The sequence below is a fragment of the Litorihabitans aurantiacus genome (assembly GCF_030161595.1).
Classification (GTDB): Bacteria; Actinomycetota; Actinomycetes; order Actinomycetales; family Beutenbergiaceae; genus Litorihabitans; species Litorihabitans aurantiacus.
In genome coordinates, this window is record NZ_BSUM01000001.1 from 1,978,818 (window position 1) to 1,995,650 (window position 16,833).

The 16,833-nt window shown below is 72.6% G+C and carries 15 protein-coding genes, 1 tRNA gene and 2 pseudogenes; 6 read left to right on the forward strand and 12 right to left on the reverse strand.

All coding sequences use genetic code 11. From position 1 onward, the window contains the following. Positions 1-34: 34 nt before the first annotated feature. From QQK22_RS09260 to QQK22_RS09270, 3 genes are read left to right on the forward strand one after another with little or no spacing between them, the layout of a single operon-like run. A complete protein-coding gene (locus tag QQK22_RS09260; protein ID WP_284250661.1) occupies positions 35-709 on the forward strand; it encodes a hypothetical protein in 675 nt (224 codons plus the stop codon). A 57-nt stretch (positions 710-766) separates the two neighbouring features. Further along, a complete protein-coding gene (locus tag QQK22_RS09265; protein WP_284250662.1) occupies positions 767-2,743 on the forward strand; it encodes an ATP-binding cassette domain-containing protein in 1,977 nt (658 codons plus the stop codon). Continuing rightward, complete coding sequence (locus tag QQK22_RS09270) at positions 2,740-3,600, forward strand: ECF transporter S component (protein ID WP_284250663.1); 861 nt, start codon at positions 2,740-2,742, stop codon at positions 3,598-3,600. Before QQK22_RS09265 ends, QQK22_RS09270 begins: the two co-directional genes overlap by 4 nt. Here the strand turns inward: QQK22_RS09270 and QQK22_RS09275 are convergent. The 3 genes and pseudogenes from QQK22_RS09275 to QQK22_RS09285 all read right to left on the reverse strand — a co-directional run. Continuing rightward, complete coding sequence (locus QQK22_RS09275) at positions 3,570-4,520, reverse strand: LGFP repeat-containing protein (RefSeq protein ID WP_284250664.1); 951 nt, start codon at positions 4,518-4,520, stop codon at positions 3,570-3,572. The two genes, QQK22_RS09270 and QQK22_RS09275, sit on opposite strands and share 31 nt — an antisense overlap. Then, on the reverse strand, positions 4,520-5,398 hold the full coding sequence (locus QQK22_RS09280; RefSeq protein WP_284250665.1) for an LGFP repeat-containing protein: 879 nt from the start codon (positions 5,396-5,398) through the stop codon (positions 4,520-4,522). Before QQK22_RS09280 ends, QQK22_RS09275 begins: the two co-directional genes overlap by 1 nt. A gap of 355 nt (positions 5,399-5,753) precedes the next feature. Continuing rightward, a pseudogene (locus QQK22_RS09285) lies at positions 5,754-5,912 on the reverse strand (vitamin B12 dependent-methionine synthase activation domain-containing protein); the annotation flags it as partial. 21 nt (positions 5,913-5,933) lie between these two features. Between QQK22_RS09285 and QQK22_RS09290 the strand changes: the two are divergent. Next, positions 5,934-6,422 carry a hypothetical protein gene (locus QQK22_RS09290; protein WP_431310201.1) on the forward strand — a complete coding sequence of 163 codons (489 nt, stop codon included), beginning with the start codon at positions 5,934-5,936 and terminating at the stop codon, positions 6,420-6,422. On the opposite strand, the gene QQK22_RS09295 is transcribed toward QQK22_RS09290, so the two are convergent. From QQK22_RS09295 to QQK22_RS09320, 6 genes and pseudogenes are all read right to left on the reverse strand, one after another. Beyond that, positions 6,392-6,736, reverse strand: a complete 345-nt coding sequence (locus QQK22_RS09295) for an LGFP repeat-containing protein (protein ID WP_284250667.1) — start codon at positions 6,734-6,736, stop codon at positions 6,392-6,394. The two genes, QQK22_RS09290 and QQK22_RS09295, sit on opposite strands and share 31 nt — an antisense overlap. A gap of 37 nt (positions 6,737-6,773) precedes the next feature. Next, positions 6,774-7,688, reverse strand: a complete 915-nt coding sequence (locus tag QQK22_RS09300; RefSeq protein WP_284250668.1) for an LGFP repeat-containing protein — start codon at positions 7,686-7,688, stop codon at positions 6,774-6,776. A 312-nt stretch (positions 7,689-8,000) separates the two neighbouring features. Beyond that, positions 8,001-11,536: pseudogene (gene metH / locus QQK22_RS09305) on the reverse strand (methionine synthase). Positions 11,537-11,687: 151 nt separating this feature from the next. Next, positions 11,688-12,074 (reverse strand): hypothetical protein, encoded by a 387-nt coding sequence (locus QQK22_RS09310; RefSeq protein WP_284250669.1) that lies wholly within the window; start codon positions 12,072-12,074, stop codon positions 11,688-11,690. Continuing rightward, positions 12,071-13,639, reverse strand: a complete 1,569-nt coding sequence (locus tag QQK22_RS09315) for a glycoside hydrolase family 1 protein (protein WP_284250670.1) — start codon at positions 13,637-13,639, stop codon at positions 12,071-12,073. The genes QQK22_RS09310 and QQK22_RS09315 overlap by 4 nt, the downstream gene beginning before the upstream one ends. Positions 13,640-13,705: 66 nt before the next feature. Continuing rightward, entirely contained in the window at positions 13,706-14,164 is a 459-nt protein-coding gene (locus QQK22_RS09320) for a SufE family protein (protein ID WP_284250671.1), read from the reverse strand. Positions 14,165-14,298: 134 nt separating this feature from the next. Here QQK22_RS09320 and QQK22_RS09325 point away from each other — a divergent pair, with 134 nt between their 5' ends. Next, positions 14,299-15,210, forward strand: coding sequence for a sulfurtransferase (locus QQK22_RS09325; RefSeq protein WP_284250672.1), 912 nt, complete (start codon positions 14,299-14,301; stop codon positions 15,208-15,210). Positions 15,211-15,229: 19 nt separating this feature from the next. Here QQK22_RS09325 and QQK22_RS09330 read toward each other — a convergent pair whose 3' ends face one another. Genes QQK22_RS09330 through QQK22_RS09340 form a run of 3 tightly spaced genes read right to left on the reverse strand, consistent with a single transcriptional unit; the run spans position 15,230 to position 16,595 of the window. Next, positions 15,230-15,748, reverse strand: coding sequence for an SRPBCC family protein (locus QQK22_RS09330; protein WP_284250673.1), 519 nt, complete (start codon positions 15,746-15,748; stop codon positions 15,230-15,232). Positions 15,749-15,774: 26 nt separating this feature from the next. Next, positions 15,775-16,011: a glycerophosphodiester phosphodiesterase family protein gene (locus QQK22_RS09335; protein ID WP_348525558.1), complete on the reverse strand. Its 237-nt coding sequence runs from the start codon at positions 16,009-16,011 to the stop codon at positions 15,775-15,777. Then, positions 15,957-16,595 (reverse strand): glycerophosphodiester phosphodiesterase family protein, encoded by a 639-nt coding sequence (locus QQK22_RS09340; protein ID WP_284250675.1) that lies wholly within the window; start codon positions 16,593-16,595, stop codon positions 15,957-15,959. Before QQK22_RS09340 ends, QQK22_RS09335 begins: the two co-directional genes overlap by 55 nt. Before the next feature lie 68 nt (positions 16,596-16,663). On the opposite strand from QQK22_RS09340, the gene QQK22_RS09345 reads away from it, so the two are divergent. Beyond that, positions 16,664-16,739, forward strand: a tRNA-Lys gene (locus tag QQK22_RS09345). Positions 16,740-16,833: the final 94 nt, after the last annotated feature.

A 16,833-nucleotide genomic window follows, 5' to 3' on the forward strand; every position in this document is an offset into this window, starting at 1 on the left:
GAGCCTAGGGGTGGTAGGCAGTGCTGGACGCCCCGTGGTCTTCGGGGGCGCCCCACTAGGCTCGGCCCATGCGCCGCACCCTCTCCCTGACCGCCGCCGTCGCGGTCGCCACGCTCCTGGCCGCCTGCTCCTCGGGCAGCGGCGACACGACTCCCCGCCCAGCCCGTCGACCTCGGCGTCTCCGGGCGAGAGCGGCTCCGGCACCCCGGCGGGCGTCGGCATCGCCGGCGGGCGCGACGCCGACGACGACGTCGCCGACGAGTGCGCGGCCGGCGTCGGCGTCCAGATCGACGTCGGCGACCTCGACGAGGATCGCGAGGACGCCGTCGAGGACGCGATCTCCGCCATCGAGGGCGCGTGGTGCATCAGCGCCCAGACGCCGATCACGGCGCGCGAGGCGCTCGACCTCATCGGCGTGAGCACCGAGGGCACCACCGAGTACGGCGACGCCGTGATCTGCCGCGTCGACGGCGTCCCCGCCGCCGACCTCGAGATCGCCAACCCCGAGGGTGGCAGCTACACCGAGGAGTGCGCCGGCATGCCTGCGGCGTTCGCCTACTGGGGCATGTGGGTCAAGACGGTGAACGGCCCGTGGGACTACGCCCAGGAGGGTGTCGATACCCAGCCGCTCGAGCAGGGTGAGCAGCTCGAGCTCCTCTTCACGCTCAACGGCGAGCCCACGAGCCCGGACGGCGGTTCCGCCGGCTGACATGGGCGCACCCGCCCCCGCTCCACCCCCGGCCCCGCACCACACAGGGCCCGGATCGTGCGTCTGCGATCCGGGCCCGTGCGCGCCGCGGCGCTGCTCGCGCTCGCGTTCGTCCTGCTCCGCCTCCTCTACCAGGGCCTGTTCCGCGGCCTCGACCGCGGCGGCGTCGTGCTGGCCGACCTGCCCTCGTGGCGACTGCCCCACCCGATCGACCACGTCGTCCTGCTCGGTCCGGTCACGAGCCAGGGCATCCAGGCGGCGATCGTCAGCGCGCTGCCCGTCGCCGGGATCATCCTGGGATTCGGGGTCCTGAACGCCGTCGTCGACCTCTCCGCGGCGTGCGCCCGCGCCAGCCGGGGCGGCCCCCTGCGGTCCGTGGCGCAGGCGCTCGTCATCGCCTGGGCGACCTTCCCCGGGCTCGTCGGCAGCGTCACGGACGTGCGGCGCGCGCGCCGACTGCGGGGCGAGCGCGGGGCCGCGTCGCTGCTCGTGCCCGTGATGGAGCGGACGGTCGAGCGCGCCGTCGCCCTCGGGGCCTCGATGGAGGTGCGCGGGTTCGCGTCGGTCCGGTCGAGCAGCGGGGTCGCGTCGCCCCACCCTTCACCCGCCGTCCACCTCCACGGCGTCACCCTCGGGCACGACGACGCCTGGCACCTCCGCGCCGACCTCACCCTCGCGCGCGGCGGGCTCGTGCTCCTGACCGGGCCGACCGGGGGCGGGAAGTCCACGCTGCTGCGGGCGCTCAGCGGGCTGCACACCGCGGTCGACGGCGGATCGCTCGCCGGCCGCGCGCACGTGCTCGGGCTCCCGCGCGACCTTCCGCCGCACGCGACGGCGTCGCTCGTCGGCGTCGTGGCGCAGCACCCGCGGCGCTCCTTCGTGGCCGAGACGGTGGCCGCCGAGATCGCGTTCGCCTCGGCGGTGCAGGGCGCCGACGACGCCGAGGTCGCGGCGCGGGTCGCTCGCGCCGCGACGGGCCTGGGCATCACCGACCTGCTCGGGGCGGCGTGCGCGCACCTGTCCGCCGGCCAGTCCCACCTCGTCGCGATCGCGGCCGCCGTGGCGCACGACCCGGTGCTGCTGCTCGTGGACGAGCCGCTCGCCGACCTCGACCTCGCCTCCCGCACGCGGGTGGTCGCGGCGCTGCGCGACCTCGCGGCGGGCGGGACGACCGTGGTCGTCGCCGAGCACCGCACGGACGCGCTGCGCGAGGTCGCCGACGTCGTGCTGCGGGTCGAGGAGGGCGACGGCGGAGCGCGGGTCGTGCGCGAGGGCGCCGGCGGGGCGCCTGCGGACGCCCCGTCACCCCCCGCACCATCAACAACCCCGGCACCGCGCTCCCCCACCACCCACCCGCTGGTGCTCCACGTGGCGGACCTGACGCTCGCCGTCGGCGGCCGGACCCTGCTGACAGGCGGCGCGCTCGACGTCGCCGCGGGCGAGATCGTGGCCGTCGGCGGCGACGTCGGCTCGGGCAAGACGACGCTGCTGAACCGGCTCGCGCTGTCGGGCCGCGCGACCCCGGGCACGATCGAGGTGGGCGGCGTCGCGGTGGCGGCGCTCCGCCGTCGGGCGCGGCTGCGGGCCCTCGCGCTGGTGCCGGACGCCTCCGACGACCTGCTGTTCCGCCTGACCGTGGCGGAGGAGTGTGCGCGTGCCGATCGCCGGGCGGGGGCCGACGGCGGAGCCACGCTGACGAGGTTCCTCGCCTTCGCGGGGGTCGCGCCCGGTGTGGCCGACCGCCACCCGCGCGACCTCTCGGTCGGTCAGCGGCGACTGCTGGTGCTCGCGGTCCAGCTCGCCGCCGCGCCCCGCGTGCTCGCCGTGGACGAGCCGAGCCGGGGGCTCGACCCGGTGGCCGCCGCGGCCGTGCGGGAGGCGCTGCGCGCGGCGGCGGAGGCCGGGGCCGCCGTCGTGATCGCGACGCACGACGCCGCCTTCCTCGACCTGGCCGACCGGGTGCTCGTGCTGGCCGACGGGCGGCTGGAGGCCGACGCCGGACGGGCGCGCCCCGAGGCCGAGGTGGCGCCGTGACGCACGTGCAGCGGGTGTGCATCGCCGTCGCGAACCTGGTCGCCGCGGCGGCGTTCGCGTGGCCGCTGCTCGTGCCTGCCCTGCCCTCGCAGGCGCAGGCCGCGGCGCCGTGGGCGGCGCTGGGACTGGTGCCGATCGCCGTCGTGCTGGTGCTGGTCGCGCTCGATGCGAGCATCCGGTCGGCGACGACGCTCGCGATGCTCGGCACGCTCACCGCCGTCGGCGCGGCGGTACGGATCGCGGGGACGGGTGTCGGCGGGCTCGAGGCGGTGTTCGTCGTGCTGATCCTCGCGGGGCGCGCCTACGGGGCGCGGTTCGGCTTCCTGCTGGGGGTGCTGGTCATCGCGCTGAGCTCGATCGCGTCGGGCTTCGGACCGTGGACGCCGTTCCAGATGGTCGCGTGCGCGTGGGTGGGCGCGGGGGCGGGACTGCTGCCGGGCGGGCGACGACGGCGCGGGTCACCGGGCGCGACGCGCTCACCCGGGCGCGGCCAGCGGTGGCGCGAGGTCGCGCTGCTGGCGACGTACGGGGCACTGGCCTCCTACGCCTTCGGCGCGGTGATGAACCTGTGGTTCTGGCCGTTCGCCGTCGGGCCGGACACCTCCATCAGCTACGCGCCCGGGGCGCCGCTCGCGACCAACCTCGGCTCGTTCCTCAGCTACACCCTGGTGACGTCGACGCTGACGTGGGACACCGTGCGGGCGGTGACCAGCGTGGTGGGGCTCGTCGTGGCGGGGCCGGCGGTGCTCGCCGCGCTGCGACGGGTGCGGCTCGGCCCGGGGAGCACGAGGGAGCGCCGTCGTGCGACGGCGCCCCCTCGGTCGCATCACAGCTCCCAGAAGACACCCATCTCGTAGCGCGTCCCCGCCGGTCCGATGTGGATCCGGCCGCGCTCGAACACCTGCGACCACGTGCGGGTCGTCGTGTCGAAGAACTCGTTGCCCTTCGGGTAACCGAGCGAACCAGTGCCTCCGCCGCGCGCCGCGTGCGCCTCGAGGAACCCGCCCTTGACCGCCCAGCCCACGAGCCCGGTGTCGCAGCCCCAGCATCCGAGGGACGTGTACATGATGCCCCGCTCGAACCGCTGGTAGGCGTGGTCCAGACCCTGGATCTGGAGATTCCCGACGGGGTAGCCGATGTCGCTGGTCCCGCCCCCTCGCTGGGTGTAGTCGAACCCGCCCCAGCGGGAGTCGACCGGGAACGCGCCGCGCGGGCTGACGTAGATCTGTCCGCCCAGGAACGGCTGGTACCAGTAGCCCGACGCCTGACGCACCTCGTTGCCGAGCGGGTAGCCGAGGGCTCCGGTGCCGCCGCCCGTGGCCGCGTGCACCGACCGGAAGGGGCTGGTGCCGCCTCGGACGACGGACGTGTTGACCACGGGGGTCCCGTCGGTCCGCTCCGCGTCGAGGCCGTAGATGACACCGCGCTCGAACTGCTGGTACTGCCCGACCCCGGAGTATCCGGCGGTCTCGAACAAGAGCTGCTCGATGTCGTCGTACGTGCTCGTCGAGGTCGGGTAGCCGAGCACCCCTCGCCCACCGCCGAGCTGGAGGTGGGCGACGGAGAACGCCTTCTCGGGCGTCGCGGACGACCCCTGGACCGCGTGGGTGCCGAACGGGCTCGTGTACTGGTGCCCGTTCTCGATGACCCTCCAGCCGTAGCCGCTCGCATCCCAGGTGTAGGTGTCGGCCTGGGCGGCGGTGCCGAGGGATGCCGTCAGCGCGAGAGCGGCGACGGCGGTCGTGACGGTGCGCAGCGCGGAACGTGTGCGGCGCATCAGGAGTCCACCGTCCGCAGCGCCTGACGGTCGCTCTGCAGCGCGAAGCCCTCGGTCCAGAACTTCCCGGTGAAGTAGCGCGTCCCCCCGGGACCGATCTCGATGCGACCACGCTCGAAGACCTGGGTCCAGGTACGCGTCGAGGAGTTGTAGGTCTCGGCGGAACGCGGGTACCCCAGGGATCCGCTTCCGCCACCGCGAGCGGCGTGCGCGGAGATGAAGCCGCCCTTGACCGGCACGCCGATCGGCGGCAGGTCGCACGCGTAGCAGTCGGGCAGGGTGTAGAGGATTCCCCGCTCGAACCGCTGGTAGGCGTAGTGCGAACCCTGCACCACAAGATTGCCCGTCGGATAACCGATGGCGCTGCTTCCGCCGCCCATCTGGTTGTAGTCGTACCCGCCCCAGTACCAGTAGACCGGGAACGCCCCGGACGGGCTGACGTAGATGTCGCCGCTGAGGAACTCCTGGTACCAGTAGCCGGGGGCCTGCCTGACCTCGTTGCTGATGGGGTAGCTCAGGAATCCACCGCCTCCGCCGACCGAGTCGTGGACCGCCTTGAAAGGACTCGAGCCACCCTTGACGACGAAGGTGCCCGAGGCGTCGACCTCGCCGTAGTAGTCGGTGACGCGCGAACCGTAGATCGCTCCACGCTCGAAGATCTGGTAGGCCCCGTCGAGGTCGTACCCGTAACCCTCGGCGATGTAGACCGATGTCGTCTGTCCGATCTGCGAGGACGTGGGGTACCCGACCGCCCCCGGCCGCCGCCCGCGGCGCGGTGGACCGCGGAGAAGGCGCGGGCCGGAGTCCCGTTCCCGCCCGTGACGGCGAAGGTTCCGCGTGGGCTGGTGTACTCGTGGCCGTCGGTGATTCCGCGCCACCCGTAGTTCGGACCGTCCCAGGTGTAGTTCTCTGCCTGGGCCGGAGCCCCGACGAAGAGCCCTGCGGCGAGTGCGAGGACGGCCGTGACCGCCACGCGAGTCGTTTTCATTTTCCACCCCGTCATAGATTTGGGCCGATGTTGACCCGGACTTCACGATAACTAAGGCGCGCGCTGGGCTGGTGGAGTGGAAAGGTCACAATTCGGACTCATCGGAGTCGAGATGGTTCAAGAGCCGCCAAGGTTCACCTGGGCGTCCGGCCATGTTGAGGCGCCAGTGGATGAATTGACGCCGTTCGACATCGGACACCCCGGACCTCCGGGGTATCGCGGGCTCCCACAAGTGCCTCGCGGAGCTAGACGGAGAAGTACTTCGCCTCGGGGTGGTGGAGCACGAACGCGTCGGTGGACTGCTCGGGGTGCAGCTGCAGCTCCACGCTCAGCTCGACGCCCAGCCGCTCCGGGCGCAGGAGCTCCACCACCTTGCGACGGTCCTCCATGTCCGGACACGCGGGGTCATCGCCGTCGGGGCGGCCGTGCGGATCGCGGGGACGGGGGTCGGCGGGGTCGAGGCGGTGTCCGTCGTGCTGATCCTCGCGGGGCGCGCCTACGGGGCGCGGTTCGGCTTCCTGCTGGGGGTGCTGGTCATCGCGCTGAGCTCGATCGCATCGGGCTTCGGACCGTGGACGCCGTTCCAGATGGTCGCGTGCGCGTGGGTCGGTGCGGTGATGAACCTGTGGTTCTGGCCGTTCGCCGTCGGGCCGGACACCTCCATCAGCTACGCGCCCGGGGCGCCGCTCGCGACCAACCTCGGCTCGTTCCTCAGCTACACCCTGGTGACGTCGACGCTGACGTGGGACACCGTGCGGGCGGTGACCAGCGTGGTGGGGCTCGTCGTGGCGGGGCCGGCGGTGCTCGCCGCGCTGCGACGGGTGCGGCTCGGCCCGGGGAGCACGAGGGAGCGCCGTCGTGCGACGGCGCCCCCTCGGTCGCATCACAGCTCCCAGAAGACACCCATCTCGTAGCGCGTCCCCGCCGGTCCGATGTGGATCCGGCCGCGCTCGAACACCTGCGACCACGTGCGGGTCGTCGTGTCGAAGAACTCGTTGCCCTTCGGGTAACCGAGCGAACCAGTGCCTCCGCCGCGCGCCGCGTGCGCCTCGAGGAAACCACCCCACCAGGAGTCGACCGGGAACGCGCCGCGCGGGCTGACGTAGATCTGTCCGCCCAGGAACGGCTGGAACCAGTAGCCCGACGCCTGACGCACCTCGTTGCCGAGCGGGTAGCCGAGGGCTCCGCTACAGCTGGGGCGGCTGCGAACAGCCCCGCCAGAACTCACGCACTGAGTATTGCTCGCCGTTTCCGGCTCATCGGGCTTAACCCCAGAACTTGCCCATAACGTACCGGGTTCCGCCGGGACCGATCTCGATCCGACCACGCTCGAAGATCTGCGTCCACGTGCGGGTGCTCGAGTTGTAAGTCTCGTTCCATCGCGGATATCCGAGCGAGCCCGTGCCTCCACCCCGGGCGGCGTGAGCATCGATGAATCCGCCCCTGACCTCGATGCCTATCGGCGACGCGTCGCACTCGTAGCAGGGCGGCACCGCGTACAGGATGCCTCGCTCGAACGTCTGGTACGCGTAGTGCGACCCCTGCTGGACGTGCCGCGCGGTCGGGTAGCCGAGCGGTCCGCTACCGCCACCCCTAGCCGTGTAGTTGAAACCGCCCCAGTTGTCGTAGACGGGGTAGGCGCCGCTCGGACTGACGTAGATGACGCCGAGCAGGAACACCTGGTACCAGTAGTTCCCCGCCTGCCTGACCTCGTCGCCGATCGGGTAGCTCAGGGAGCCGCTGCCCCCTCCCGTGGAGTCGTGGACGGCTCTGAACGGGCTCTGCCCGCCGCGCACCACAGCTGTCGTCGAAAGGTCGAAGAAGCCCTGGTTGTCAACGGTGCGCGAGCCGTAGACGACGCCACGCTCGAAGACCTGGTAAGCGCCGTCGACGTCGAAGACGTACCCCTCGGCGAGGTAGACCTCGTTACGCTCCGGAATCTGCCGCGTCGTGGGGTAGCCGAGCGCGCCGCGACCACCGCCGGCGGAGCGGTGCGCGGCCGAGAACGCTCGCGAGGGCGTGTCCCGGAACCCGGTCACCGAGAACGTGCCACGCGGACTGGAGTACTCGTGGCCGCCGTCGACGGAACGCCACCCGTAGTTCGGCCCGTCGAGAGTGTAGGCGTTGGCGTGAGCGGGGGAAACAGCGAGGAGCCCCGCCAGAATGGCGGCGACGACCATTGCGGCCCGACGTGAACTGCGCATTTCTACCTCCGGAGCGTGGGGCCACCGCGCCCCTTGCCTCAACCCTAGACGGGGTTGCCCTCCGAGCGAGCAGGGCAAAAGTCACAGTTTCGTCACGGCGCCCCCTGTCCGGGGTGTCCACGACATTCGACGCGCTTTTCGACCACGACCAGTAGTGCCTCGTCGACCCCGAGAGTATTCCGCGGGCGTCTCGAAGCCTTGCGAACTCCCCGGGTCCTCGCGGAGACCGACAGGTACGTCGCGGCACCCCACAACTATCTCGCGGGCACCCAGAAGTTCCTCGCTGAACTAGACGGAGAAGTACTTCGCCTCGGGGTGGTGCAGCACGAACGCGTCGGTGGACTGCTCGGGGTGCAGCTGCAGCTCCTCGCTCAGCTCGACGCCGAGGCGCTCCGGGCGCAGGAGCTCCACCACCTTGCGGCGGTCCTCCATGTCCGGGCACGCGGGGTACCCCAGCGAGAACCGGCCGCCGCGGTAGTCGAGCTTGAACAGCCCCTCCACCTCGGTCGGCTCCTCGCCGGCGAAGCCCAGCTCGGCGCGGATGCGCGCGTGCCAGTACTCCGCGAGCGCCTCGGTCAGCTGCATCACGAGACCGTTGAGCTCGTAGTAGTCGCGATACGCGTCGCGCCGGAACATCTCGGCCGTGACGGTGTCCACGTGCGCACCGGCGGTCACGAGCTGGACCGGCATCACGTCGACCACGCCGGACTCGCGCGAGCGCACGAAGTCCGCCAGGCACAGGTGGCGGTCGCGCCGCTGGCGCGGGAAGGAGAACCTCAGCCGGTCGCTCCCGACCGGGCCGTCGGAGCCGCCGTCGGGCGCGAGGAGCCCCGGCGCGCCGAGCACGCCGGTCGGGTCGTCCCCGTGATGCAGCACGACGACGTCGTCGCCCTCCGCGACGACCGGGAAGTAGCCGTACGCGACGGACGCGTCCAGCATCCCCTCGCCGAGGATGCGGTCGAGCCAGTACCGCAGCCGCGGGCGGCCCTCGGTCGCGACGAGCTCCTCGTAGGACGCCCCACCCTCGCCGCGGCCCGGCTTGAGGCCCCACTGGCCGAGGAACGTCGCGCGCTCGTCGAGGAATGCCGCGTAGTCCGCCAGCGCGATGCCGCGAACGAGGCGCGTGCCCCAGAACGGCGGCGCCGGCACGGCGTTGTCGGCGGCGACGTCGGAGCGTGCGGGCATCGCCTCGGGCTCGGTCAGCACGAGGGTCGACGGCGCGTGGCGGCGCTTGCGCAGCGCCGGCAGCCCGACCTCCGCGGGGTCCGCACCGCGCGCCACCGCCACGAGCGGCTCCATGAGGGCGAGCCCCTCGAACGCGTCGCGCGCGTAGCGGACCTCGCCGTCGAACAGCTCGGCCAGGTCCTGCTCGACGTACGGGCGCGTCAGGGCGGCCCCGCCGAGGATGACGGGCCACCGCTTCGCCAGCCCGCGCGCGTTGAGCTCGAGCAAATTGTCCTTCATCACCACGGTCGACTTCACCAGCAGACCGGACATCCCGATGACGTCCGCCCCGTGCTGCTCCGCCGCCTCGATGATCTCGTTGATCGACTTCTTGATGCCGATGTTGACGACGTCGTAGCCGTTGTTCGTGAGGATGATGTCGACGAGGTTCTTGCCGATGTCGTGCACGTCGCCGCGCACCGTGGCGAGCACCATCGTGCCCTTGCCCGCCGCCTCGGTCCGCTCCATGTGCGGCTCCAGCAGCGCGACGGCGCTCTTCATCACCTCGGCGGAGGTGAGCACGAACGGCAGCTGCATCTCGCCCGCACCGAACCGCTCGCCGACGACCTTCATCCCGGCCAGGAGGTGGTCGTTGATGATCTCGAGGGCGCTCACACCCTCGGAGCGGGCGAGGTCGAGATCGGCCTCGAGCCCCTTGGACTCGCCGTCGATGATCCGGCGCTCGAGGCGCTCGCCCACGGGCAGGGCCGCGAGCTCGGCCGCGCGGGCGTCGCGCAGCTCGGCGCTGTTGACGCCGGCGAACAGGTCGAGCATCCGGGCCAGCGGGTCGTAGGTGACGGCGCCCTCGTCGTCGTAGCGGCGGCGGTCCCACACGAGGTCGAGCGCTACCTCGCGCTGCTCGTCCGGCACGGAGGCGAGCGGCACGATCTTCGCGGCGTCGACGATCGCGGAGTCCAGGCCCGCGGCGACGGCCTCGTGGATGAAGACCGAGTTGAGCACCGAGCGCGCCGCCGGGTTGAGCCCGAAGGAGACGTTCGAGACGCCGAGCGTGGTGTGGATGCCGGGGTACTTCGCCGTGATCCGGCTGATCGCCTCGATGGTCTCGATGGCGTCGCGCCGCGTCTCCTCCTGGCCCGTGGCGATCGGGAACGTGAGGGCGTCGACGACGATGTCATCCACGCTCATCCCCCACTCCCCCACGAGCGCGTCAACCAGGCGCGAGGCGATGCGCACCTTGTCGTCCGCGGTGCGCGCCTGCCCCTCCTCGTCGATCGTCAGGGCGATGACGGCGGCGCCGTGCTCCTTGACCAGCGGCATGATGCGGCCGAAGCGCGAGGTGGGGCCTTCGCCGTCCTCGTAGTTGACCGAGTTCACCACCGGGCGGCCGCCCACCAGCTCGAGGCCGGCCGCGAGCACCGCCGGCTCCGTGGAGTCGATAACCAGCGGCAGCGTGGATGCCGACGCGAAGCGCGAGACGATCTCGCGGACGTCCGCGACGCCGTCGCGACCCACGTAGTCCACGCACACGTCCAGCAGGTGCGCCCCGACGCGGATCTGGTTGCGGGCGATCTGGACGCACTCGTCCCAGTTCCCCGCCAGCAGCGCCTCGCGGAACGCCTTGGACCCGTTCGCGTTCGTGCGCTCGCCGATCGCGAGGTAGGAGGAGTCCTGGTCGAACGGGACGTGCTGGTAGAGGCTCGCGACACCCGCCTCGGGCTGCGGGGTGCGCGTGCGGGGGCGAGCGAGCCCACGCGCTCGACGACGGCGCGCAGGTGCTCCGGCGTCGTGCCGCAGCAGCCGCCCACGAGGGAGAGGCCGAACTCGCGCACGAACTGCTCGTGCGCGGCGCCGAGCTCGGCCGGGCCGAGCGGGTACTCGGCGCCGTTCTTGCCGAGCACCGGCAGGCCGGCGTTCGGCATGCAGATCACGGGGATGCGCGAGCGGACCGAGAGCTGGCGCAGGTGCTCGCTCATCTCGGCGGGGCCGGTGGCGCAGTTGAGGCCGATGGCGTCGACGCCGAGCGGCTCCAGCGCCGTCAGCGCCGCCCCGATCTCGCTGCCCATGAGCATCGTGCCGGTGGTCTCGACCGTCACCTCGACGAAGATCGGCAGCCGCACGCCGCGCTCGACGATCGCCTGCTTGCAGCCGTTGATCGCCGCCTTGGTCTGCAGGAGGTCCTGCGACGTCTCGACGAGGAACGCGTCCGCGCCGCCGTCGATTAGCCCGACCGCCTGCTGCGCGAACGTGTCCTTGAGGTGGGTGTAGGTGGTGTGGCCGAGGCTCGGGAGCTTGGTACCGGGACCCATCGACCCGAGCACCCAGCGCACGCGGCCGTCGCGCCGCTCCCAGCTCTCGGCGCGGTCCCGCGCGATCCGCGCACCCTCGCGCGCGAGCTCCGTGATGCGGTCGTCGATGTCGTAGTCCGACAGGTTGGACCAGTTCGCACCGAAGGTGTTGGTCTCGACGGCGTCGACGCCCACCTCGTAGTAGGCGTCGTGCACGGCGGCGATGATGTCCGGCCGGCTGACGTTGAGGATCTCGTTGCAGCCCTCGAGCTGCTGGTAGTCCTCGAGCGAGGGGTCGTGCTCCTGGAGCATCGTGCCCATCGCCCCGTCGGCGACGACAACGCGCTCGCTCATCGCGTCCAGCAGCGCCTGCGAGCGCTCCGGCCGGGCGACGCCGGAGATGTCGAGATCGAATGCGGGCGCAGGGGCGGGAACGACGGGGGCTGACACGCCCGCGAGTCTAGTTCGCGGGCCGGTGGCGGCCCCCGCCGTCGCGCGCCGCCGCTCAGGCGGTCTTGCGCAGCGCGGAGAGCTGGCGCGCCGACCCGGCCAGCAGGTAGACGGCGATCGTGAGGTCGTTCAGGGTGAGCGAGCCCAGCGGCGCGGAGTGCTTGAGCACCAGCCGCTCGCCGTTGACCACGACCCCGCCGCACACGAGCGGGGTCGCCGCCTGCACCACCTTCCAGAAGTCGAGCTCGTGGTAGGTCCCGAGTGGCACCTGGATCGTCAGCCACTCCCCGAGCGGGCCCTGCAGCGTCTCGTGGCCGGCGAACATGTCGACGCCGGCGCTGTCACCCCCGGTCGACCCCGCGAATCGGACCATGGCCGGGGCGACCTGCTCGCCGCCGAGCTGCGAGGTGAGGTGGGTGACGACGTCGTTCCAGGTGCTCATGCGTCTCTTCCGTCGGTGGGGCGGGTGCCGGGCACGGCCTCGAGCGTGCCGGTCGACATCACCCGGGAGTACCAGCGGGCGCTGGCCTTCGGGGTGCGCGCGAGCGTCTCGCGGTCGACGTGCACGACGCCGAACCGCTTGCCGTAGCCGTGCGCCCACTCGAAGTTGTCCAGCAGCGTCCACTGCAGGTAGCCGCGCACGTCGGCTCCGGCCTCGATCGCCTCGTGCACCGCGGCGATGTGCTCGCGCAGGTAGGTGATGCGGTCGGCGTCGTCGATCTCGCCGTCGGAGCCGACGCGGTCGTCGGGGTAGGCCGCACCGTTCTCGGTGATCACGAGGTGCGTGCCCGCCGGGCCCGTGAGGTCGCGGTCGATCTCGACCAGCAGGTCGCGGAACGCACCCGGGTGGTTCTCCCAGCCCATCTCGGTGCTGACCACGTCGGTCTCGATCCAGATCGCGTCGCGGGCCGCGATCCACGGGAGCGGACCCTCCGCGCCGGGGGCGTCCGGAGGTCCGGGCGGTCCGGCGTGCACCATGCCGTCGGAGACCGCGCCGTCGGGGAGGTCGCCGCCGGGCGCGGCCACCACCGAGGAGTTGTAGTAGTTCACCCCGAGCACGTCGATCGGGGCCGAGATCAACTCGAGGTCGCCGTCGCGCACGAGGTCGGCCGGCCAGATGTCGGCGACGTCGGCGAGGAAGCCCTCCGGGTAGGCGCCCGCGAAGATCGGGCCGGCGAAGCAGCCCGCCATGCCGTCCCAGAAGCGGCGCGCCATGTCGCGGTCCGCCTCACGGGCGGGATCCAGCGGTGCGAACCGCGAGAAGTTCAGCGTGATGCCGAGCTCGAGCGAAGGGTCGGCCGCGCGCAGCGCCGCCACACCGTGGCCGTGCGCCAGCAGGAGGTGGTGCATCGCGCGCAGGGCCTCGGCGTCCTGGCGCATCCCCGGGGCGTGCTCACCCGCGGCGTGGCCGAGGAACGCGGAGCACCAGGGCTCGTTCAGCGTGGTCCAGCTGTGCACGCGGTCGCCTAGCGCGGCGTGGACGTCGAGGGCGTACTCCGCGAACAGCGACGCCGTGTCACGGTTGCGCCAGCCACCGCGCTCCTCCAGCGCCTGCGGCAGGTCCCAGTGGTACAGCGTCAGCCAGGGCGCGATCCCCGCCCCGAGCAGCTCGTCCACCAGCCGGTCGTAGAAGTCCAGGCCCGCCGCGCTGACGGCGCCGCCGTCGGGCCGCACGCGCGCCCACGACGTCGAGAACCGGTACGTGCCCACCCCGAGGTCGCGCATGAGCGCGACGTCGGCCGGATAGCGGTGGTAGTGGTCGCAGGCGATCTCGCCCGTGTCGCCGTTCACGACCCTGCCCGGGATGCGGGAGAAGTGGTCCCAGATCGAGTCGGTGCGGCCGCCGGTGTGGTGGGCACCCTCGATCTGGTAGGCCGCCGTCGCCGTGCCCCAAGCGAACGTGGGCGGGAAGGTGCGCTCGACGTCGGTGCGCGGCGCCGGCCACGGGGAGGCGAGACGGGCGGGGGTGGCGGTGTGGCGCTGCTCTGCGCCCGGGGTGGTGGTCACGGCGCGAGTCTAGGGCGGGCGCCGACGCGCCGCGCGTCGTCGCGGACGCCTTGTCGACAGCCGACCTCAGAGCGCCGCGACGCGCTCCGCGACCTGCCGCTTGGTCCGGGTGAGCAGCGCCGTCATCCCCCTCAGCCGCAGCGGCGAGACGGCCTCTGCGAGGCCGAGCGTGAGCGGGTAGTCGCTGGGCACGGCGTCGACCTCGGCGGGGGTGAGCCCGTCGATCCCCTCGGCGAGGATGCCGGCGAAGCCGCGCGACGTCGGAGCACCCCGCGGCGCCGAGGCGTGGAAGCGGACGCGGTGGCCACCCGGCGCCTCGGCGTCGTCCTCGAGCGCCGTGAAGAACGCGATGGGCGACTGGCACTCCGGCACGGGCTCGAGCAGCTCCGGCCGGTCGGCGTACTCCGCCGGCAGGTCCGGCAGACCGTTCGCGAACTCGAGCAGCAGCTGCAGCCGGTCGGGCACGGTCAGGGCGAGGAAGTCCTCGCGTATGGCGGCCAGGGCCGCGGGCAGCTCGTCGGTCACCCCACCATCCTCCCACCGCAGCGCTGTCGGGCCGGCGTCCGCCGGAGTCTCGCGGTACGGGACGACGCGGACCGCACGGCGGGACGTCCGCGCTCGTCCTAGGCTGGGCCGGTCATCGCCAGAGGAGGTTCCCCATGCCGGTCGAGGTCGACACCACCGAGCCGAAGTTCGCGCAGTACGCCCACCCCGAACGCCTGGTCAGCACGCAGTGGCTCGCCGACCACCTCGGATCCGACGGGCTCGTCGTCGTCGAGAGCGACGAGGATGTGCTCCTCTACGAGACCGGGCACATCCCGACCGCCGTGAAGATCGACTGGCACCTCGACCTCAACGACCCGCTCGTGCGCGACTACGTCGACGGCGAGGGGTTCGCCCGCCTCATGGGCTCGCGCGGCATCACCCGCGACACCACGGTCGTCGTCTACGGCGACAGGTCCAACTGGTGGGCCGCCTACGCCCTGTGGGTGTTCTCGCTCTTCGGCCACCCCGACGTGCGGCTGCTCGACGGCGGCCGCGACAAGTGGATCGGCGAGGGCCGCGAGCTGACGTTCGACGCACCCGCCCCGGCCACGGCCCCCTATCCCGTCGTGGAGCGGGACGACGCCGCGCTGCGCGCGTTCAAGGAGGACGTGCTGGCGCACCTCGGGCGTCCGCTCATCGACATCCGCTCGCCGCAGGAGTACACGGGCGAACGGCTCCACATGCCCGACTACCCCGAGGAGGGTGCGCTGCGCGGCGGTCACATCCCGACCGCGACCAACGTGCCGTGGGCCCGCGCCGTCGACGAGGACGCGTCCTTCCGGCCGCGAGCCGAGCTCGAGGACATCTACGGGGCCGGGATCGCCGGGGTCGGGCTCACGCCGTCGGACTCCGTGATCACCTACTGCCGCATCGGTGAGCGCTCGAGCCACACGTGGTTCGTGCTCACCCACCTGCTCGGGTTCGACGACGTCCGCAACTACGACGGTTCGTGGACCGAGTGGGGCAACGCGGTGCGCGTGCCGATCGTCAAGGGGTCCGAGCCCGGGCCGGTGCCGACGCGCTGAGGGGACGCGCCGGGGTGGCTCAGGCGGCGGCGTCGCGCTCGCCGTCGGGCCGCTCCGCCGCGAGGTTCGCGCGCGCGGCGGCCAGGACCACGGGGTCCGCGCACCCCCGCGCGAACCCGTCGATCCGCCGCCGGATGTCTCGTCCGAGGACCGCGGTGCCGACCTTCTCGGCGACCGGCGCGAGCCACGCCGGCCGGCACGCGAAGCTGTAGCGCCAGGTCGCGAGAGTGCCGCCGCCGTCGTGCGGCGCGAACCGCCAGCCCGCGGCGAGCCGTTCGAAGAACCACGGACCGCGCACCATCTGCATCCCCGTGGAGGTCGGCGGTCGGTAGGAGACGTACTCGCTGACCATCGACAGCCCGCTGCGGTGACGCGTCAGCGTGCGCACGCCCTTGCCGGGTCGGGTGGCGCCGTCGAGGAATCGCTGCCCGGCGATGAACGGGTCCCACCGCAGGCGCACCTCGCCCTGGGTCTGGGCGACGGCGAACGCCACCGCCGGTTCGACGGCGACGACCACGGCGGACTCCACGACGGGCATGCGGTCATCGTGCCAGCCGGTGCCGGTCAGGTGGTGGGCGAAGGGTCCAGGCCGCGCTCGCGGAAGACCTGCGCCGCGAGGGCGGGGACGTCGGTCACGAGGCCGTCGACGCCGGCGTCGAGCAGCCGGTGCATCTGCGCCGGGTCGTTGATCGTCCACACGTGCACCACGTGCCCCTCCTCGTGCGCGAGCTCGAGGAACCGGGGCGTCACCACCCGCAGCCCGCGGTGGACGAGCGGGACCTGCACCGCGCGGCCACGCACCGCCGTCGCCGGCCGCCGGCTCCACGCCCCCAGGCGCGCCCGACCGCGTCGGCGCCGGGCAGCTCCGTCAGGCCGCGGGCGCGCGCGACGAGGCGCGCGACGTCGGCGGCCCCGGCCCCGAGCGCGGTGCGGCCGCGGGTCAGGCGGGCCATGACGTCCAGGCGCTCCGACGAGAAGGACGTGAGGCACACCCGCGCCGCGGCGCCCGCCTCACGGACCGCCCGCAGCGTCGGCGTCACCGCGCCGTCGGACTTCACGTCGATGTTGATACCCACGTCGGGGAACTCGGCGAGGAGGTCGACCAGGCGCAGCGCCGGCTGGTCGTCGACGTCGCGCATGAGATCGAGCTCCCACCACGTGACCTCGCTCACGGGCCGCGGATCGCCGAACCGGCGCTGCAGCGTCTCGTCGTGCGCGAGGACGGCGACGCCGTCGCTCGTCTCGCGCACGTCCGTCTCCAGCGTCCTCACGCCGGTCGCGAGCATCTGCGCGACGGCGGCGCGCGTGTTCTCCGGCGCGCTCCCCATCCCTCCCCGGTGGGCGAGGACGACGGGGCAGCCGATGCGGTACATGGAGTGAGTCACCGCACCATCGTGCCCTGCCGGTGGGAACGACCCGGACCACGTGCTAGAGTTTTCTCTCGCTACGGCATGCACCTCTAGCTCAATTGGCAGAGCAACTGACTCTTAATCAGTGGGTTCTCGGTTCAAGTCCGAGGGGGTGTACCACGCACGAAGGCCCCGCCGGTGACGCACCGGCGGGGCCTTCGTGGTGCAGGGCGCGGTTCGGGCCGGGACGGCCGACGCGCTCGCGGGAGCAGCC